The sequence below is a fragment of the Pseudomonas fluorescens genome (genome assembly GCF_900215245.1).
Classification (GTDB): domain Bacteria; phylum Pseudomonadota; class Gammaproteobacteria; order Pseudomonadales; family Pseudomonadaceae; genus Aquipseudomonas; species Aquipseudomonas fluorescens.
The window spans coordinates 4,214,255-4,233,444 of record NZ_LT907842.1 but is presented as its reverse complement, the minus strand read 5'-3'; the positions used below and the strand labels follow the sequence as shown (position 1 = coordinate 4,233,444).

General features: G+C 60.9%; 19 protein-coding genes. 8 read left to right on the top strand and 11 right to left on the bottom strand.

The window, feature by feature from the left end:
• Positions 1 to 21 precede the first annotated feature (21 nt).
• Together CPH89_RS19855 and CPH89_RS19850 are read right to left on the bottom strand one after the other, a co-directional pair.
• On the bottom strand, positions 22 to 504 hold the full coding sequence (locus CPH89_RS19855) for a GAF domain-containing protein (protein ID WP_053255169.1): 483 nt from the start codon (positions 502 to 504) through the stop codon (positions 22 to 24).
• Positions 501 to 1,391 carry an ATP-binding protein gene (locus CPH89_RS19850; protein WP_053255168.1) on the bottom strand — a complete coding sequence of 297 codons (891 nt, stop codon included), beginning with the start codon at positions 1,389 to 1,391 and terminating at the stop codon, positions 501 to 503. The genes CPH89_RS19855 and CPH89_RS19850 overlap by 4 nt, the downstream gene beginning before the upstream one ends.
• Positions 1,392 to 1,554: 163 nt before the next feature.
• On the opposite strand from CPH89_RS19850, the gene CPH89_RS19845 reads away from it, so the two are divergent.
• Positions 1,555 to 3,864 (top strand): hybrid sensor histidine kinase/response regulator, encoded by a 2,310-nt coding sequence (locus CPH89_RS19845; RefSeq protein WP_053255359.1) that lies wholly within the window; start codon positions 1,555 to 1,557, stop codon positions 3,862 to 3,864.
• Here CPH89_RS19845 and CPH89_RS19840 read toward each other — a convergent pair.
• From CPH89_RS19840 to msrB, 3 genes are all read right to left on the bottom strand, one after another.
• A complete protein-coding gene (locus CPH89_RS19840; protein WP_053255167.1) occupies positions 3,818 to 4,309 on the bottom strand; it encodes a MarR family winged helix-turn-helix transcriptional regulator in 492 nt (163 codons plus the stop codon). The genes CPH89_RS19845 and CPH89_RS19840 overlap by 47 nt on opposite strands.
• A complete protein-coding gene (locus CPH89_RS19835) occupies positions 4,306 to 4,791 on the bottom strand; it encodes a glutathione peroxidase (protein ID WP_053255166.1) in 486 nt (161 codons plus the stop codon). The genes CPH89_RS19840 and CPH89_RS19835 overlap by 4 nt, the downstream gene beginning before the upstream one ends.
• 131 nt (positions 4,792 to 4,922) lie before the next feature.
• Positions 4,923 to 5,315: a peptide-methionine (R)-S-oxide reductase MsrB gene (gene msrB, locus CPH89_RS19830; protein ID WP_053255165.1), complete on the bottom strand. Its 393-nt coding sequence runs from the start codon at positions 5,313 to 5,315 to the stop codon at positions 4,923 to 4,925.
• Between the two features lie 202 nt (positions 5,316 to 5,517).
• Between msrB and CPH89_RS19825 the strand changes: the two genes are divergently transcribed.
• Together CPH89_RS19825 and htpX are read left to right on the top strand one after the other, a co-directional pair.
• Positions 5,518 to 6,729: a pyridoxal phosphate-dependent aminotransferase gene (locus tag CPH89_RS19825; RefSeq protein ID WP_053255164.1), complete on the top strand. Its 1,212-nt coding sequence runs from the start codon at positions 5,518 to 5,520 to the stop codon at positions 6,727 to 6,729.
• Between the two features lie 304 nt (positions 6,730 to 7,033).
• Positions 7,034 to 7,921 (top strand): protease HtpX, encoded by an 888-nt coding sequence (gene htpX, locus CPH89_RS19820; RefSeq protein WP_053255163.1) that lies wholly within the window; start codon positions 7,034 to 7,036, stop codon positions 7,919 to 7,921.
• A gap of 54 nt (positions 7,922 to 7,975) precedes the next feature.
• Here htpX and CPH89_RS19815 read toward each other — a convergent pair whose 3' ends face one another.
• Positions 7,976 to 8,632 carry a thiopurine S-methyltransferase gene (locus CPH89_RS19815; protein WP_053255162.1) on the bottom strand — a complete coding sequence of 219 codons (657 nt, stop codon included), beginning with the start codon at positions 8,630 to 8,632 and terminating at the stop codon, positions 7,976 to 7,978.
• A 103-nt stretch (positions 8,633 to 8,735) separates the two neighbouring features.
• On the opposite strand from CPH89_RS19815, the gene CPH89_RS19810 reads away from it, so the two are divergent.
• Positions 8,736 to 9,503, top strand: a complete 768-nt coding sequence (locus CPH89_RS19810; RefSeq protein ID WP_053255161.1) for a DODA-type extradiol aromatic ring-opening family dioxygenase — start codon at positions 8,736 to 8,738, stop codon at positions 9,501 to 9,503.
• Positions 9,504 to 9,626: 123 nt separating this feature from the next.
• Here the strand turns inward: CPH89_RS19810 and CPH89_RS19805 are convergent, their stop codons facing one another.
• Positions 9,627 to 11,300 carry a DEAD/DEAH box helicase gene (locus CPH89_RS19805; protein ID WP_053255160.1) on the bottom strand — a complete coding sequence of 558 codons (1,674 nt, stop codon included), beginning with the start codon at positions 11,298 to 11,300 and terminating at the stop codon, positions 9,627 to 9,629.
• A gap of 423 nt (positions 11,301 to 11,723) precedes the next feature.
• Between CPH89_RS19805 and CPH89_RS19795 the strand changes: the two genes are divergently transcribed.
• On the top strand, positions 11,724 to 12,515 hold the full coding sequence (locus tag CPH89_RS19795) for a crotonase/enoyl-CoA hydratase family protein (protein WP_053255159.1): 792 nt from the start codon (positions 11,724 to 11,726) through the stop codon (positions 12,513 to 12,515).
• 129 nt (positions 12,516 to 12,644) lie between these two features.
• On the opposite strand, the gene CPH89_RS19790 is transcribed toward CPH89_RS19795, so the two are convergent.
• Positions 12,645 to 13,400 (bottom strand): spermidine synthase, encoded by a 756-nt coding sequence (locus tag CPH89_RS19790; protein ID WP_053255158.1) that lies wholly within the window; start codon positions 13,398 to 13,400, stop codon positions 12,645 to 12,647.
• Between the two features lie 124 nt (positions 13,401 to 13,524).
• Here CPH89_RS19790 and CPH89_RS19785 point away from each other — a divergent pair, with 124 nt between their 5' ends.
• Positions 13,525 to 14,871 carry a class II 3-deoxy-7-phosphoheptulonate synthase gene (locus tag CPH89_RS19785; protein WP_053255157.1) on the top strand — a complete coding sequence of 449 codons (1,347 nt, stop codon included), beginning with the start codon at positions 13,525 to 13,527 and terminating at the stop codon, positions 14,869 to 14,871.
• A gap of 82 nt (positions 14,872 to 14,953) precedes the next feature.
• On the opposite strand, the gene CPH89_RS19780 is transcribed toward CPH89_RS19785, so the two are convergent.
• A complete protein-coding gene (locus tag CPH89_RS19780; protein WP_053255156.1) occupies positions 14,954 to 16,186 on the bottom strand; it encodes a winged helix-turn-helix domain-containing protein in 1,233 nt (410 codons plus the stop codon).
• A 45-nt stretch (positions 16,187 to 16,231) separates the two neighbouring features.
• Entirely contained in the window at positions 16,232 to 16,438 is a 207-nt protein-coding gene (locus tag CPH89_RS19775; protein ID WP_053255155.1) for a DUF1127 domain-containing protein, read from the bottom strand.
• 70 nt (positions 16,439 to 16,508) lie between these two features.
• Here CPH89_RS19775 and CPH89_RS19770 point away from each other — a divergent pair, with 70 nt between their 5' ends.
• Positions 16,509 to 17,390 carry a LysR family transcriptional regulator gene (locus CPH89_RS19770; protein WP_053255154.1) on the top strand — a complete coding sequence of 294 codons (882 nt, stop codon included), beginning with the start codon at positions 16,509 to 16,511 and terminating at the stop codon, positions 17,388 to 17,390.
• Here the strand turns inward: CPH89_RS19770 and CPH89_RS19765 are convergent.
• Entirely contained in the window at positions 17,380 to 18,129 is a 750-nt protein-coding gene (locus CPH89_RS19765; protein WP_053255153.1) for a sulfite exporter TauE/SafE family protein, read from the bottom strand. The two genes, CPH89_RS19770 and CPH89_RS19765, sit on opposite strands and share 11 nt — an antisense overlap.
• 108 nt (positions 18,130 to 18,237) lie before the next feature.
• On the opposite strand from CPH89_RS19765, the gene CPH89_RS19760 reads away from it, so the two are divergent.
• Positions 18,238 to 19,188, top strand: coding sequence for a LysR family transcriptional regulator (locus CPH89_RS19760; protein WP_053255358.1), 951 nt, complete (start codon positions 18,238 to 18,240; stop codon positions 19,186 to 19,188).
• Positions 19,189 to 19,190 lie beyond the last annotated feature (2 nt).

The following is a 19,190-nucleotide window of genomic DNA, read 5'->3' as shown; positions in this document are numbered from 1 at the left end:
GGCCAACCCTCTGCGCCCCGATCAGCAGTCGGTCAAGCGTAGAAAAATCGCCGCCAGTTGTTCGATACCCGCCTGGTCCCGCTCGTTAAAACGGGCCAGCGACGGGCTGTCCAGGTCAAGCACGCCAATCAGTACGCCATCCTTGATCAGCGGCACCACCAGTTCGCTGTTGGAGGCGCTGTCACAGGCGATATGGCCGGGGAACGCATGTACATCCTCAATCCGCTGGGTTTGCCGGGATGCCGCCGCCGCGCCGCACACGCCACGACCGAACGGAATGCGTACACAAGCGATCTGGCCCTGGAACGGGCCCAGCACCAGCTCTTCATCGCGGTTGAGGTAGAAGCCGGCCCAGTTCAAGTCGTCCAACTGGTTGAACAGGAACGCAGAGAACTGAGCGCTGTTGGCGATAAAGTCACGTTCATCGGCCAGCAGCGATTCCAGTTGTGCACATAACAGGGCATAGCCATCCAGGCCGGTGCCGGCCTGTTGCAAATCGATCATGGTTGACGCTCCAGCAATTTGAGTCCTACCCAATAACGGGCGAATTGATACGCGCAACGGCCGTTGCGATTGCCACGCCCGGTGGCCCAGCGTACGGCAAGAATGTCGAGGGCTTCATCGCGCTGCCACTGCAAACCGGCCTTGCTGGCCAGCTCGCCGATCCAGTGTTCGACCACATCCAGAAAATGCTCCTGGCTGAACGGGTAGAACGACAGCCACAGGCCAAAACGGTCGGACAGGGCGATTTTGTCTTCCACCGCCTCACTGGGGTGCAACTCACCGTCCACCCGCTTCCAGTTGTCATTGTCGCTCTGGTTTTCCGGCACCAGGTGACGACGGTTGGAGGTGGCATACAGCAACACGTTTTCCGGCGCCTGCTCCAGGGAGCCGTCCAACACGCTTTTGAGCACGCGGTAATCGCCCTCGCCCGCCTCGAAAGACAGGTCGTCGCAAAACAGGATAAAACGCTGCGGCAACTTGAGCAGTTGCTCGACTACGCGGGGCAGATCAGCCAGGTGATCGCGCTCGATTTCAATCAGGCGCAACCCCGCCCTGGCGTGCTCGGCCAGCAAAGCGCGCACCATCGACGATTTACCGGTGCCGCGTGAACCCCACAGCAGCGCATGGTTGGCAGGCAGCCCGTCGAGAAATTGCTGGGTGTTACGTGCCAGTTGTTCACGCTGTTTGTCTACGCCGATAAGATCGGACAAACGCATGTCCAGGCTGACTTCCAGGGGCAGCAAAAAGCCGCTGCGGCCTTCGCGCTGCCAACGGGCCGCGAGGCATTGGTTCCAGTCGATGGCTTGGCGCGGCGCAGGTAACAACGGTTCCAGGCGAGCAAGTACCGCATCGGCGCGCTCAAGAAAGGCATTCAATCGAGAATCCACGATTATTCCTCTGGCAAGTTCTTGCAAAAGATGGCGTATTGGCAACCCTGCGTCAGGCCGCACAAGGCTGCGTATAAAACGATTCATGCCGGCCAAGCCAGAGCCTGTGGATGTTCAGCTATGCTTGCCGGGCGAAGGGAAACGTGAAGTGGTTCAACACTCGATGGATATCAAGTTCGCCCACCGCTTGTCTTATAAACAAGCCAGATTGACTGTGCTGGTAGGTTTCGTGTTGGGAACCTTGCTCAGCCTGATCCAAATCGGCATTGATTATGCCAGCGAAGACGCATCGATCAACCGTGAAATACGCTCACTGATCGAAATCAGCCATAACCCAGCCTCGCGTATCGCCTACAACATCGATGCTGAACTCGCTCAGGAACTGACCCTGGGCCTGCTGCATTCCCCGGCGATTACCCGCGCGCAATTGATCGACAACAATGGCGTGGTCCTGGCCGACGTGAATCGACCGCGCAAGGAAAGTGCTTATCGGCCTGTCAGCGATTTTCTGTTTGGCGCCAACCGGGAGTTTGAAGACCGGCTGTTCCTGAGCCACATGCCCAGTGATTCCCTCGGCGTACTCCGCCTGGACGTGGACACCTACGCCTTTGGCAGCCGTTTCCTGCACCGTGCCGAGATTACCCTGCTAAACGGGTTCGCCCGCAGCCTGCTCCTGACCGGGATCCTGCTGGGCCTCTTTTACGTGATGTTGACCCAGCCGCTGGTGCGCATTATTCGCGCACTGAGCACCAGCAAGCAGGCCCGCCTGGATTGCCCACCGGGTCACGAAAACGATGAAATCGGCGTATTGGTCAACGTCGCCAACCAGCAATTCGACAATATGGAAACCGAAATCGAGCAGCGCCGCCACGCCGAGGACCGCCTCACCGAATACCTGGGCCAACTGGAAGATATCGTCTCCGCACGCACCCTGGAGCTCAAGGCCAGCAACCAACGCTTGAGCCAATCCAACGATGAGCTGGAAGCGGCAAAGTTGACCGCCTTGGGTATGGCCCAGGCCCGCGCCGCGTTCCTGGCCAATATGAGTCACGAGATCCGCACGCCGCTCAATGGTTTGCTGGGGATGATTGCGCTATCACTGGACAGCCCGTTGAACGCCGAACAGCGCCAGCAGCTGTCCATCGCCCACGACTCGGGCAAAGTTTTGGTGGAATTGCTCAACGATATTCTCGACCTGTCGAAGTTTGACGCCGGCCAACTGGAGTTGGAGCGCATCCCGTTTGATCTCGGTTCCCTGGTGGAAGACACCGCCAACTTGCTGTCGCAGAACGCGGCGCCGAGTGTCGAGTTAACCTGCCTGATCGACCCACTCTTTCCCGCTCAGGTAATAGGCGACCCGACGCGTGTGCGGCAAATCGTCAGCAACCTGCTTTCCAATGCCTTGAAGTTCACCCGCTTCGGCCGCGTGGATGTGCGCCTCAGCGCCCAGGATGGCCGGGTAAAAATCGAGGTCTGCGACACAGGCATCGGTATTGCCCAGGAAGCGCAGGTGAAGATCTTCCAGCCTTTCACCCAGGCCGGTGCGGGGATCACACGCCAGTTTGGCGGAACGGGACTTGGGTTGGCGTTGACCCACAACCTGTGTGAAGCCATGAAGGGCCGGCTGAGTATCAGCTCGGAGGTCGGTTTTGGCAGCCAGTTCTGTGCTGACCTGCCGCTGCCCATGCATTTGCCCGCCGCCCGGTACGCGCCCCTGGCAGGTGAGGTGATTGTCATCACCAGCGGCAGCAATGGCCTGACAGAGTTGCTCACCACGCTGTTGCCCCATTGGGGGCTGGCACCGCGCTGCTATTCCCAGGACGATGATTTGAGCGGGCAAACCCCCGACCTGCTGATTACCGATTGCCCAGAATGCCTGTTCCGCCTGCGCCCGGGGATTAGCGCGCCCATTCTGTTGGTCACCGCCTATGGCAACTTCATGCCCAGTGAGGAAGTCGCCGCCCTTGCCCCCCTGCAGCAACAGGCACGCCCGCTGAGCCGCAACGCGCTGTATCAGATTCTGCAACGCAACCTGCGCAGCGACGCGCAACTGATCCTCGACCCGATCCAAATGGACAGTGCGCCCCTCGCCCATCGGGCGCGCATCCTGTTGGTGGAAGACAACCCGGTCAATCAGTTGGTGGCCAAGGGCATGCTCAGCAAGCTGGGATGCGAAGTCATTGTGGCCGCCCACGGCGGCGAAGCCCTCAAGCTCCTTGAAGAACAGCGCTTCGACATGGTGTTGATGGACTGCAATATGCCCGTGATGGACGGCTACGAAGCCAGCCGGCAGATTCGCCGCAGCGGGCGCTGGCCGGACCTGCCTATCGTCGCCTTGACCGCCAACGCCCTCTCGGAAGAACGCGAGCGTTGTCGGGCGGCGGGGATGGATGACTACCTGGCCAAGCCGTTCCGCCGCGAAGAACTCAAGGCCCTGCTGGACCTCTGGGTGCCTGACACGACAAGCCTTTGATCTGCGCCAGCAACTGGTCCAGGCCGTCGCGCAAGGTGTCGGCCTGGTTCAGGTCCACGCCGCTGTCGCACAGCAGCCGGGCTTTCAAGGCCTGGGCCTGGTCGCGCAACTGCACACCCGCCGGACTCAGGCTCAGGCGCATCTCACGTTCATCCCGTGTGCTGCGCTGACGCTTCACCAGCGCGAGCTGCTCCAGGCGCTTGAGCAAGGGCGTCAGCGTCCCGGAGTCAAGCATCAAGCGCTCGCCCAGGGCTTTGACCGTGGGTTGCGCCGGCGTCGCGTCCTGCCACTCCCACAGCACCAGCATCGCCACGTACTGCGGGTAGGTCAGGCCCAACTGATCGAGCATCGGCTTGTAGGCGCGCGTCACCGCGCGGGACGCGGCATAGAGCTTGAAACACAGCTGGTCGTCGAGCGCCAGGGACACGGCGGGCAAGTCGGTCATTTGAGCAGGGCTTCGATCTCTTGGGTCAAGTCCTCAGGCTTGGTGGTCGGGGCAAAACGCTTGACCACCTGACCGTCGCGACCGATCAGGAACTTGGTGAAGTTCCACTTGATGCCCTTCGAGCCCAGCAGGCCGGGCGCCTGTTTTTTTAGCTGCACAAACAACGGGTGGGCATCGCTGCCGTTCACGTCGATCTTTTTGAACAGTGGGAAGCTGACGCCGAAATTCAGCTCACAGAACTCGGAAATCGCGCCTTCGTTGCCCGGCTCCTGCTTGCCAAACTGGTTGCAGGGAAATCCCAGCACCACCAGGCCTTGGTCCTTGTACTGCTGCCACAGTTGTTCCAGCCCTTTGTACTGTGGGGTAAAGCCACATTTGCTGGCGGTGTTGACCACCAAAACGGCTTTGCCGGCGAAATCGGCCAAGGTCTTTTGCTCACCCTTGATGGTGGTGCACGGGATGCTCAGCAGGTTGTCACTCATGGCGGCGCCTCGAAATAAAAGGGGTAAGAGCCAGGAAGATAGTAGGCAATTCAATTGCGTGCAATTGAATTAACCCGACTAATACCGCGTCATGGATCGCCCCCGCACCTTTGGCGGGGGCGGCTCACGGCTTAGCGTGGCACCAGGTCCAGGCACACCGAATTGATGCAGTAGCGCAGGCCGGTCGGCGGCGGACCATCGGGGAACACGTGCCCCAAGTGTGCATCGCACTTGGCGCAGGTGACTTCGGTACGGATCATGCCGTGGCTGACATCACGGATCTCGATCATCGCACTGTCGGCAATCGGCGCGTAGAAGCTCGGCCAGCCGCAGCCGGAATCGAATTTGGTGGTGGAATCGAACAGGGGCTCATTGCAGCAAATGCAGTGGTAAATGCCATCTGTCTTGGTGCCATTGTACTTACCGCTGAAAGGTCGCTCGGTGCCCTTGAGACGGCACACGTTGTACTGCTCTGGGTCGAGCATCGCCTTCCATTCATCAACGGTTTTCTGCAACTTTTCCATCGGTACACCTCGGCATCTGAAAAACCCTGATCTGTGTCTTTTCCATGGATCAGGCGGCACGTATGATTGCGCCTCGTCAAAACGTCAGTCTGGCACCCGCGCTATCGGCATTCAAACGTATTTATGGGTGCAGGCCTCGCAGGATTCGCAGTACGGTAGTGTCCACACCGTCTGGATCGTTCATTTTCAGGATCACATCGCCATGCAGGTCAGCAAATCGAACAAGCTCGCCAACGTCTGCTACGACATTCGCGGCCCAGTGCTCAAGCACGCCAAACGCCTGGAAGAGGAAGGCCATCGCATCCTCAAGCTGAACATTGGCAACCCGGCGCCGTTTGGTTTCGAAGCGCCGGACGAAATCCTCCAGGACGTGATCCGCAACCTGCCGACCGCCCAGGGCTACAGCGACTCCAAAGGCCTGTTCAGCGCACGTAAAGCAGTGATGCAGTATTACCAGCAAAAGCAGGTGGAAGGTGTCGGCATCGAAGACATCTACCTGGGCAATGGCGTGTCCGAGCTGATCGTGATGTCCATGCAGGCCTTGCTCAACAATGGCGATGAAGTGCTGGTGCCGGCGCCCGACTACCCGCTGTGGACCGCCGCCGTGACGCTGGCGGGTGGCCACCCGGTGCATTACTTGTGCGATGAAGGCGCCGACTGGTTCCCGGACCTGGCCGACATCAAGGCCAAGATCACTCCGAACACCAAAGCCCTGGTGATCATCAACCCGAACAACCCCACCGGCGCCGTGTACTCCAAGGAAGTGTTGCTGGGCATGCTCGAACTGGCGCGCCAGCACAACCTGGTGGTGTTCTCCGATGAAATCTACGACAAGATCCTCTACGACGACGCGGTGCACATTTGCACGGGTTCACTGGCACCGGACCTGCTGTGCCTGACGTTCAACGGCCTGTCCAAGTCCTACCGCGTGGCGGGTTTCCGCTCCGGCTGGGTCGCCATCTCCGGCCCTAAGCACAATGCCCAGAGCTACATTGAGGGCATCGACATGCTGGCCAATATGCGCCTGTGTGCCAACGTGCCGAGCCAGCACGCGATCCAGACAGCGCTCGGTGGCTACCAGAGCATCAACGACCTGATATTGCCCCAGGGTCGCCTCCTGGAGCAGCGCAACCGCACCTGGGAATTGCTCAATGCAATTCCGGGCGTCAGCTGCGTAAAACCCATGGGCGCGCTGTACGCCTTCCCGCGAATCGACCCGAAAGTGTGCCCGATCCTCAACGACGAGAAGTTCGTGCTCGACCTGCTGCTCTCGGAAAAGCTGCTGGTGGTCCAGGGAACGGCCTTCAACTGGCCGTGGCCGGATCACTTCCGCGTGGTGACCTTGCCGCGCGTAGATGACCTGGACATGGCCATCGGTCGCATCGGCAACTTCCTGAAGTCGTATCGCCAGTAATGCAACTATCGCTGTACGACCCCTGCCAGGTCGTACAGCGAGTATCTGGCAACACTTCTCTGCCCTGCCCCCCTCCTCTGCTGTCGCCACACACCACGGACCGGTCAGGCCCCTTTAATTACAGGGTGCCGGGGCAGGATTATGGTTATCCCGGCGTGCTTTTCAGGTGGGAAATTCCTTTCAAGCCTCTACATTCATGCTGTAGGACACAGTTTGAAATAGTCGCTCGGTTGAATCACCCCAAGCGGCACCTTATATACCCCGCAGTACGCGACATATTAAGCATGAGGAGAACTCTACAACCATGATGCGCATCCTGCTGTTCTTGGCCACTAACCTGGCGGTCGTGCTGATTGCCAGCATCACCCTGAGCCTTTTCGGCTTCAACGGGTTCATGGCGGCCAACGGGGTTGATCTGAACCTCAATCAGCTGCTGGTTTTCTGTGCGGTCTTTGGTTTTGCCGGCTCACTGTTCTCGCTGTTCATCTCCAAGTGGATGGCAAAGATGAGCACCAGCACCCAGGTCATCACCCAGCCACGCACCCGGCATGAACAATGGTTGCTGCAAACCGTTGAGCAATTGTCCCGCGAGGCCGGAATCAAGATGCCTGAGGTCGGGATCTTCCCGGCCTATGAAGCCAACGCCTTTGCCACCGGCTGGAACAAGAACGACGCGCTCGTTGCGGTGAGCCAGGGTATGCTGGAACGCTTTTCCTACGACGAAGTGAAGGCGGTACTGGCCCACGAGATCGGTCACGTAGCCAACGGCGACATGGTCACCCTGGCGCTGGTACAAGGCGTGGTGAACACCTTCGTGATGTTCTTCGCACGGATCATCGGCAACTTCGTCGACAAGGTGATCTTCAAGAACGAAGAAGGCCGTGGCATTGCCTACTACGTAGCGACCATCTTCGCGGAAGTGGTGCTGGGCTTCCTGGCCAGTGCAATCACCATGTGGTTCTCGCGCAAACGCGAATTCCGCGCAGACGAAGCCGGTGCCCGCCTGGCCGGTACCGGGGCAATGATTGCAGCGCTGCAACACCTGCGCTCCGAACAGGGCCTGCCGGTGCACATGCCCGACAGCCTGACGGCCTTTGGCATCAACGGTGGCATCAAGCAAGGCTTTGCACGCATGTTCATGAGCCACCCGCCGCTGGACGAGCGCATCGACGCGCTGCGTCGTCGGGGCTGATAGCCAGCAACCAGAAAGGGGCGATCTGATCGCCCCTTTTTTTATGCCCGCGATTTACGCCTTGTCCAACCGATAGGCACGCTCTTCAAGGCGCGTGACGCCGTCCTGCATCGCCTTCCAGCTCTCACTCAGGATGTCGCGCTCTTCCAGCACCGCCAAATCCCAACGGGCGCCGAGCAACACCCGGACCTCTTCGTCGGTGACCGCAAACGGTGGGCCGACCTTCTGCGTCTGGTCATAGTCGAGGGTGATCAGCAGCCCCTTGCAGCCAGGCCGCAGCAGACTATTGAGATGCTCGGTATAGCGCGCCCGCATCAGTGGCGGCAACGCAATCAACGCGGCCCGGTCGTAAAGCGCAGTGCAATCGTTGACCGCACTGGCGTCGAGGGCAAAGAAATCACCGCACCACACCTCGATCAACCCGGACTGATAGACCTTGAACGCGCCGTGCTGGCGGATATGCGGCGTCAGCGACTGCTCACTGAAAAAGGCTTCAACGGCCTGCTCCGACAACTCCACGCCCAACACCGAATATTCGAGACTCGCCAGCCAGATCAGATCCAGGCTTTTGCCACACAACGGCACCAGCACCTTGGCTCCGTCAGCCAAGCCCAGGGTTGGCCAATGCCGCAGCAGGTAGGGATTGACCTCGGGCAGATGAAAACCGATCTGGTTGCGCGCCCAGCGCTCTTGCCAAAACTTAGGCTCCATAAATCACCCTGAAAATTCGATCAAAAGGCGCTAAAACTTATATTAGATTTAGATCAATGATCTGATTGAAGATGGGCCCATCTTAACGCTCAGGACCCCACTTATGCTCCCTAGCCTGTTTATCTCCCACGGCTCACCCATGCTTGCCCTGCAACCTGGCGCCAGCGGCCCGGCGTTGCGGCGTTTGGCGGCTGAACTGCCACGGCCCAAGGCGATTGTGGTGGTGTCCGCGCACTGGGAAAGCCAAACATTGCTGGTCAGCGGCAGCGCCGCCCCGGAAACCTGGCACGATTTCGGTGGTTTCCCCCGCGAACTGTTTGCCGTGCAATACCCAGCGCCGGGCGACCCGCAGTTGGCGGGTGAAATTGTCGACCTGCTCAAGGCTGACGGCCTGGATGCACAAATCGATGAGCGCCGGCCCTTCGACCACGGCACCTGGGTGCCGCTGTCGCTGATGTACCCGGCTGCGGATATTCCGGTCGTGCAAGTCTCGCTGCCCAGCCGTATGGGCCCGGCCCTGCAGACCCGAGTCGGCCACGCACTCGCGGGCTTGCGCGAGCAAGGCGTGCTGTTGATCGGTTCCGGCAGCATCACCCACAACCTCGGCGAGCTGAACTGGCACGCCGGGCCCGAGAGCATCGAGCCCTGGGCACGTGACTTCCGTGATTGGGTGGTGGCTAAGCTCGCTGCCAACGACGAAGCTGCCTTGCACGACTATCGCCGCCAGGCGCCCCATGCCGTGCGCAGCCATCCGAGCGATGAGCACCTGTTGCCGTTGTACTTTGCGCGTGGCGCCGGAGGCGATTTCAGCGTGGCGCACCAGGGGTTCACGATGGGCGCGCTGGGGATGGACATCTACCGTTTCGGCTAACAGAGATCTATAGGCAAGCCAGCTCCCACAGTTGATCGCGTAGTCGTCAATAAACACCCGGCAAAAAAAATCCCCGAACCAGTCGGGGATTTTTTATGTGCGATCAATCAGCCCAAGGGCGGATCAATCTTCGCGGTAGCGACGCAGCTTCAGCTGCTTACCGGCAACGCGCGTGTCTTTCAGCTTGGCCAGCAGTTTTTCCAGGCCGTCTTCCGGCAGCTCCACCAGGGAGAAGCTGTCACGGACCTGAATGCGACCGATCGCTTCACGTGCCAGGCCACCCTCGTTGAGGATAGCGCCCAGCAGGTTCTTGGCGGCGATGCCATCACGCGCGCCCAGCGCGGTACGGCAACGAGCACGGCCTTCAGCCAATGGAACCGGAGCGCGACGCTCACGATCACCACGGTCTGGACGGTCACCGGTACGCTCTGGACGATCACCGCGTGGCGCGTTGTTCGGAACCAGTGGGCGTTCTTTCTCGATGGCTGCCAGGGTCAGGGCCTGACCGTTGGTGGCTTTGCGCAGCAGAGCTGCAGCCAGGGCACGAGGGGTGCAACCGATATCGGCAGTCAGGCGGTCCAGCAGTTCGCCGTGGGTCGATTCAGCGTCAGCCACCAGCGGCGACAAGCTGTTGGTCAGTTTCTTGATGCGCGCATCGAGAACGGCCTGGGCATCCGGCAGGCGGACTTCGGCAACTTTCTGACCGGTAACACGCTCGATCACTTGCAGCATGCGGCGCTCACGTGGAGTCACCAGCAGCAGTGCACGACCTTCGCGACCGGCACGGCCGGTACGGCCGATACGGTGAACGTAGGACTCTGGGTCGTACGGCATGTCAACGTTGAACACGTGGGTGATACGTGGAACGTCGAGGCCACGGGCAGCAACGTCGGTCGCCACAACGATGTCCAGACGGCCATCCTTGAGGGAGTCGATCACGCGCTCACGTTGGTTCTGGGCAATGTCACCGTTCAGCGCAGCGGCTTTGTAGCCTTTGGCTTCCAGGGCACTGGCCAGGTCCAGGGTCGCTTGCTTGGTGCGCACGAACATGATCAGGGCGTCGAAGTCTTCAACTTCCAGCAGGCTCAATACAGCCGAGGTCTTCTGGTCAGCGTGAACCAACAGGTGAGCCTGTTCGATCGCGGTAACGGTCTGAGTCTTGGTCTGGATCTTCACGTGTTGCGGATCGCGCAGGTGGCGTTCGGCAATGGCACGGATCGACTGTGGCAGGGTCGCCGAGAACAGTACGGTCTGACGGGTCGGTGGCAGCGCCTTGAAGATGACTTCCAGGTCATCCATAAAGCCCAGCTTCAACATTTCGTCAGCTTCGTCCAGAACCAGGTGGTTCACGGTCGACAGCACTTTCTCGTCACGACGCAGGTGGTCGCACAGACGGCCCGGGGTGGCGACAACGATCTGTGCGCCGTTACGGATTGCTTTCAGTTGTGGGCCCATAGGCGCGCCGCCGTAAACGGCCACAACGGTTACGCCTGGCATTTGCTTGGCGTAGGTTTCAAAAGCGGTTGCTACTTGCAGCGCCAACTCACGGGTTGGCGCCAGGATCAGGGCTTGCGGCTCGCGCTTGGCAGGATCGATGCAATGCAGAATAGGCAGGGCGAACGCGGCGGTTTTACCGGTACCGGTTTGCGCCTGGCCAATCATGTCCTGGCCGGCCATGATGATTGGGATCGATTGCTGCTGAATAGCCGAAGGTTCTTCGTAGCCGGTCGCGATGACGGCAGCAAGAATGTTCGGGTTAAGATTAAAAGCGGCGAAGCCGCCGGTTTCCTGGGTCATGGGTCTGCCTCTAAGTGCATCCGCAAAGACCCATGCTCCAAAGCTGCGCATGCCGTGTTGAGACTCAAGAGTCGCCCTGGCTGCTTTGTCGGCGGGGATTTGCGAAAACGAATGAATGAAAAAGATTCGTCAAGGAAGAGTCCGCTGTGCGGACGTGCAGCCGAAGCTGACTTCGGGGAATTGCGCTACCTAAACGCGGCCCGGTTAAAGGCCGGCGCGCACTATACCGGAAATACCTGAAAAAGGGAGCTTTTTTTATCTGAAAGCGCCGATAAACCGCACTGCGTCAATGCCTTTGCAGATACGCGCGCCAGGGTCTATTTTTCAAAGGCCCGGCCCTGTTGGTCATAACACTTAAACGGTTCACCTCTCCATCAAGACCCTTCGGTCTGAAACCTTAACCAAGCCCTGAGGGCACACCCGATGAATCAAGCCAGCAGCCGTCGCGTCAGTCGTGAATTACAGGGCCATGTCCTGCTGTTGGGCCTGAACCGGGTGGAAAAGCGCAACGCCTTTGACCTGGAGTTGCTCAATGAGCTGAGCCTGGCTTACGGCGAATTTGATCGAAACGACGAGGCGCGGGTCGCCGTGGTGTTTGCCCACGGCGACCACTTCACCGCCGGGCTGGACCTGATCAATGTCAGCGGCGTGATGTCGGGCGGCTGGCAACCACCCTTGGGCGGGTGCGATCCGTGGGGTGTATTTGCCGGGCCCAGGGTCAGCAAACCGGTGATCGTCGCGGCTCAGGGTTACTGCTTGACTATCGGTATCGAGTTGATGCTCGCGGCGGATATCAATATTTGCGCGAGCAACACACGCTTTGCGCAGATGGAAGTACAGCGTGGGATCTTTCCGTTTGGCGGCGCGACACTGCGCTTTCATCAAGTGGCCGGCTGGGGCAATGCGATGCGCTGGTTGCTCACCGGCGATGAATTCGACGCGCATGAAGCCCTGCGTCTCGGGCTGGTGCAGGAAGTGATGGCCAGCGAAGACCTGCTGCCCCGTGCCATCGAGTTGGCCAGTCGCATTGCCCGCCAGGCGCCGCTGGGGGTGCAGGCGACGTTGATGTCGGCGCGCCAGGCGCGCATGCAAGGTGAAACCGTCGCGGCGGCAGGGTTGCAGGCGGTGGTGGAGAAATTGTTGAACAGTGAGGATGCCAAAGAAGGTGTGCGGGCGATGGTTGAGAAGCGGCCGGGGGTGTTTAAAGGAATTTGAGCACCTTGATTTAGCAGTCGACAGTGCTGACCTCTTCGCGAGCAAGCCCGCGCCCCGTCTGTACGCGTACATCCTTTGGAATGCGGTCGGCGGGAGCGGGCTTGTTCGTGAAGGCGTCGGAACAGGCAACTAAGTCGCCGGCCGAATCGCCTTGATCAACGCCTGCAACGAATACCCCAACCGCGGCGCCAACGCCTCGGCGCGCGCCGTGAGGGCACCCAGATCAAGCGCCTGATCCAGCTCCGAAGGCACCAGCAGAATCACATTGCCCTCCTTCACCGGCAGCTCCCAGTAATGCCGGTGATACAACCCGCGCAGCAAGGCTGCGCCCAGCGGTTTGCCGTCGTCGGTGGCCCATTGGTTGATCACCAGCCAGCCACCCGGGTTGAGTTTCTTTTGGCAGTTTTCCAGGAAGGTCCAGGCCAGATGCCCGACGCCCGGGCCAACATCCGTATACAAGTCGACGAAAATCAGGTCGGCCGGCTCGGCGGTGTCGAGCAATTGCAGGGCGTCACCAATGCGGATGTACAAGCGCGGGTCGTCATCCAGCCCCAGGTACTCAATGGCCAGGCGTGGCACATCCGGGCGCAGCTCGATGGCTTCGACGTCTTCCAGCGGCAGGAACTTGAGGCACGCCTGGGTCAGCGTGCCGGCGCCAAGGCCCAGGAACAGCGCGCTCTCCGGCTGCTCATGGCACAACGCACCGATCAACATGGCGCGGGTGTAGTCGTACTCCAGCCAGCTGGGGTCGGCGGTAAATACGCAGCTTTGCTCGATGGCATCGCCAAACTCGAGAAACCGGTAGTCGGCCACTTCGAGCACACGGATCATGCCGAAATCATCATGGACTTCGGCCAGCAGGCGCTCGACACGCTCCTCGGTCATCACTACTCCTAATGGGTTTACCGCACGGCAAAGGCGCGATTGTCGGCCAAGCGGCGGCAACAGGTCACGCACTAATTGCTGATAACATTGGTGCCCGACCGTCAATCAACCAATCGAGTTCACGATGAGCCAACCCTGGAGCCCCGACAGCTGGCGCGCCCTGCCGATCCAGCAACAACCCCAGTACCCGGACGCTGCACACTTGCTGCACGTGGAGCAGAACCTGGCCAGCTACCCGCCACTGGTGTTTGCCGGGGAAGCCCGCGAGTTGCGCCGTCAGTTTGCCGAAGTAACCCAGGGCCGCGCGTTCCTGTTGCAGGGCGGCGACTGCGCCGAGAGCTTCGCCGAGTTCTCGGCGGCAAAAATCCGCGACACCTTCAAGGTGCTGCTGCAGATGGCGATCGTGATGACCTTCGCCGCCGGCTGCCCGGTGGTGAAAGTCGGGCGCATGGCCGGCCAGTTCGCCAAGCCGCGCTCGGCCAACGATGAAACCATCGACGGCATTACCCTGCCCGCCTACCGCGGCGACATCGTCAACGGCATCGGTTTCGACGAAAAAAGCCGCGTGCCGGACCCCGACCGCCTGCTGCAGTCCTATCACCAGTCCACCGCCACGCTGAACCTGCTGCGCGCGTTTGCCCAGGGCGGTTTTGCCGACCTGCATCAAGTGCACAAATGGAACCTGGACTTCATCGCCAACTCCGCACTGGCCGAGAAGTACAGCCAACTGGCGGACCGCATCGACGAAACCCTGGCCTTCATGCGCGCCTGCGGCATGGACAGCTCACCGCAGCTGCGCGAAACCAGCTTCTTCACCGCCCACGAAGCGCTGCTGCTCAACTATGAACAGGCCTTCGTGCGCCGCGACAGCCTGACCAACGACTACTACGACTGCTCGGCTCACATGTTGTGGATCGGCGACCGCACCCGTCAGTTGGACGGTGCCCACGTCGAATTCCTGCGCGGGGTGAACAACCCGATTGGCGTTAAGGTCGGCCCGAGCATGAACCCGGAGGACCTGATCCGCCTGATCGACATCCTCAACCCGGACAACGACCCCGGCCGCCTCAACCTGATCGCGCGCATGGGCGCCGGCAAGGTCGGCGACCACCTGCCCAACCTGATCCGCGCCGTACAGCGCGAAGGCAAGCAGGTGCTGTGGAGTTCCGACCCGATGCACGGCAATACCATCAAGGCCAGCAGCGGCTACAAGACCCGCGACTTTGCGCAGATTCTGGGTGAGGTGAAGGAGTTCTTCCAAGTGCATCAGGCCGAGGGCTCGTATGCCGGCGGGATTCACATCGAGATGACCGGGCAGAACGTTACCGAATGCATCGGCGGCGCACGGCCGATCACCGAAGACGGCTTGTCGGACCGCTACCACACCCATTGCGACCCACGGATGAATGCCGACCAGTCGCTGGAACTGGCGTTTCTGATTGCCGAGACGTTGAAACAAGTCAAACGCTGAGAGATTGACTCGACCGGGCGCGCCCGGCGCCCACCTTCAACCGCGTACTTCTGTGGGCGTCGGGCTTGCCCGCGATGGCGCGCTAAAGGCCACCGTCCACGTCGAGCATGGCTGCTCTTAACCGCGCAGCACTCGGCCGCTGGCAATTGAGCTGGACCTGTTCCAACCCCAGCCAGTCAGCCATTTGCCGCAGGTTCAACGCCAACGCCTGCATCCCGGCGTCGTCCAGCCCCGGCGCCTCTTCGTGTACCGCATGCACCGCCAAGCGCCCGTTGGCGCGTTCGGCGCGCAGGTCCACGCGCGCAGCAATGCGCTCGTTGTGTAAAAACGGCAGCACGTAGTAGCCGTACACCCGCTTTGCCTGCGGGGTGTAGATTTCCAGCCGATAGCGAAAATCGAACAGCCGCTCAGTGCGGCTGCGCTCCCAGATCAGCGAATCGAAGGGCGACAGCAACGCACTGGCCGGCACCGTGCGGGGCACTTTCGGCTCAGGCAGGCAGTACGCCGGCTGCTTCCAGCCTTGCACCCGGCACGCCAGCAACTGCTCGTCCTCGACCAACTCGGCCAATCGGCTGCGGCTGTCGGCGGGGTCCAGGCGGAAATAATCACGCAGGTCCTTTTCAGTGGCCACCCCCAATGCCTTCGCACTGTGCAGCAGCAAGCCGCGCTGGGCCTCAGCTTCGCTCAAGGGGGATTGTTGAAGGATGCCGACGGGGATGACCCGCTCGGGCAAATCGTAGAGCCGCTCAAAACCACGTCGCCCTGCGACGGTGACCAGGCCGGCGGCGAACAGCCATTCCAGTGCGTGTTTTTCATCACTCCAATCCCACCAAGGGCCGGCACGCTCTTCACGGGTGGACAAGCTGCCCGCGCCCAACGCGCCCCGCTCCTCGACGGCCTGTAGGACGCGATGAACAGTGGCTTGCTGCTCACGCCCAAAACGCGCCATCTGCGCATAGATCCCCTGCCCCAGCTTTGCCCGTTCCATGCGCCAGCGCATCAACGGGTACAGCGCCATTGGCAGCAAAGAGGCCTCATGGCCCCAGTATTCAAATAGCGAACGCCGCCGCCCTTGGCTCCAGGCGGCGTCTTCAAGAAGCAAAGGGGCGTAATCACCCAGGCGGGAAAACAGCGGCAGATAATGCGAGCGCACTACCGCATTGACCGAATCGATCTGTAACACGCCCAAGCGATCAATCACCCGGTTGAGGTGCGCAGCCTTGATCACCGCTGGCGCCTGGCGCCCGGAAAAACCCTGGGCCACCAGCGCCATGCGTCGAGCTTGCTTGAGTGAAAAACACAGGTCGACGGGCATGGGATTCTCCGTATGGGCGCGCCGACTACACTACTGCATCCTGGGTCATTTTCGCAGCGGGTCTTGCCAGAAAGGCAGGTGGCGATCCTGCTCCACATCGCCACGATTGAGCCCGATGTCCTTGAGTGCGTCATCACTCAAGCTCGCCAGCACCTGACGCTCGTGGTGCAGTGCCTGCCAACGGGCCACCACCTGAAACAGCCCGAAAAACGGACGTTTCGTCATCAACACAAAACCTTTCTGACCTTTCATCTTCTCGCCCTCCAGTGGGGATGACGAGAGTGTGTGCCTGGCCTTATGATCAATCCAACGAATGTTTCTTATGCAATACATCTCGGAGATTGATCAATTGTCCGACTACCCGAGCATCGACACCGACGTGCTGCGTACCTTCGTCGCCATCGCCGACCAGGGCGGTTTTACCCGGGCCGGCGAGCTGGTCAATCGCACGCAATCAGCGGTGAGCATGCAGATGAAGCGCCTGGAAGAAGACGTGCTGCAACGCAAACTGTTCGAACGCGACGGCCGCCAGGTGCGGCTGACGCCCGAAGGCCAAGTGCTGCTCGGTTATGCGCGGCGCATCCTGAAGCTGCACAGTGAGGTGTTCAACACGCTGCGCGAACCGCACATGGTCGGGTTGGTACGTATCGGTACGCCAGACGACTACGTGATGCGTTATCTGCCGGGCATCCTCAAACGGTTTTCCAAAGCCTACCCGTTGATCCAGATCGAAATGCACTGCGAATCGTCATTGGTATTGATGCAGCGCCGCGATCTGGCCCTCACCGTGATCAGCCGGGAGCCCGGGAGTGAAATCGGCGAACTGTTGCGCAATGAGCGCATGGTCTGGGTGGCGGCGCCGTGCTTCTGTGTGGACGAGCATGAGTCGCTGCCATTGGCTATTTCCGGGGTGGACAGCTTCTGCACCCACTGGACTCGCTCTGCCCTCGAATCCATTGGGCGCGACTATCGCCTGGCCTATCACAGCTCCAACGGGGCGGCGATCCAGGCGGTGGTCAGCGCAGGCCTGGCAGTCACCGTCAGCATGGAAAGCCTGGTGACAGACGACCTGCGGGTACTGGGCAGTGACGAGGGATTTCCACCGCTGCCGTCGGTTAATTTGCGCCTGCTGCGCAACCCGGCCATGACCTCGCCGATAACCGAATGCCTGGCCGAGTACATCCTTGAAGGCTTCAAACTTTAAAGGTGAGCATCACCGCGCACACCGCCAGAAAACCGCAAAACAAGCCGCGCAGTACCCGTTCCGGCAGCGCGTGGGCAACTTTCACGCCCCAACTGATACTCAGCAGGCCACCCACCGCCAGTGGAACACCGATCATCCAGTCCACCTCGTGGTGCCAGGCGTAGGTGACCAGGGTGACGCTGGTGCTGGGCAACGCCAGGGCCAGGGACAAGCCTTGGGCGACCACCTGAGTGGTGCCGAACAGGCTGGTCAACACCGGCGTGGCCACCACCGCGCCGCCCACACCAAACAAACCGCCCATGGAGCCCGACGCGGCACCCAGCACGCCGAGCCATGGCCAGGAATACCGCATCTGCGCCGTCGGCGGCGCATTCCGGGTGAACATGCGCAGCAGGTTGTACGCTGACAACGTCAGCAAGAACGCGATAAAACCGATGCGCATGGCGCCGGCATCCAGGCCGACCGCCCAGATCGAGCCGAGCCAGGCAAAGCTGAAGCCCATGACACCCAACGGTAACGCGTGACGCAGTTCGATACGGTTGCGCTGGTGGTAACGCCACAGGGCCAACATGACGTTAGGCACCACCATCACCAGCGCGGTGCCTTGGGCAAGCTGTTGATCGAGACCGAACAGCACGCCGAGTACCGGGATCGCAATCAACCCGCCACCAATGCCGAACAGACCGCCCACGGTGCCGAGGGCCGCGCCCAATACCAGATACATCGCTAGATCCAACACCGCTCATTACTCCAGAAGCCCAGGCCTCGCATGCTACGCAGTCGGCTCTGGCGCGCAAAGGCACAGCAACGCACAATGGCTGTGCCAATCTCGCATAAGCGCTTGCCCATGAACCCGAATGCCCTGACCGATCAACTCGGCCTGTTTCTCGATGTACTGGAGACCGGCAGTTTTTCCGCCGCCGCCCGCCGGCATCCGCTGACCCCTTCGGCAGTGGCCCGACGCATCGACAGCCTGGAAAATTCGGTGGGCAGCCGCTTGTTTCAGCGCAGCACCCACGCCGTGGTGCCGACCCCGGCGGGCCTGGCCTTCGCGGAGCGAGCGCGGCGAATCGTCAGCGAGTTGCAGTTGGCGCGTGCCGAGGCGGTGTCATTGAGCCATGCGCCAGAAGGCTTGATTCGTGTGGACGCCCCGGCCGCGTTCGGACGACGGCACTTGGCGCCGGTGATTGCCGACTTTTTGAAGGTGTACCCGGGGCTCGACGTGCACCTGCATTTGATCGACAGCTTCGTCGATATGCAGGGCGCCCATCTGGGCAAGGTCGACCTGGTGCTGCGCGCCGGGCATATCGTCGACACCCGCCTGATCGCCACGCCCTTGGCCAGCATCGTGCGTATCGCCTGCGCCAGCCCGGCGTACTTGAAAAGTCGTGGCACGCCGACCCATCCCAGCGAGCTGAGTGAACATGACGGCCTCGACTGGGACGGCCTGGCGCCGATGTTCGCCTGGCGCTTTGAACTGGATGGGCGCCGCGCCACTTATCGCCCACGGCGCATTCGCATGAGTGCCAATAATGCCGAAGCGCTGCTCTCGGGCGCGCTCGCCGGGCTGGGTATTGCGCATTTGCCGACCTGGCTGGCCAGTGAATACCTGGTGCGGGGTGAACTGCTGCCACTGTTTTGCGAAGACGGCCTACCCAGCCCGGAAACCACCGGCATCTACGCGCTGCGCCTGGAACAACAGGCCAATGCGCGTAGTCGGTTGTTGCTGGAATACCTCAAGTCGCGCTTCAGCCCCGTGCCACCGTGGGATCTGGCACTGCAAAGCGGCCTGGTCTGAGC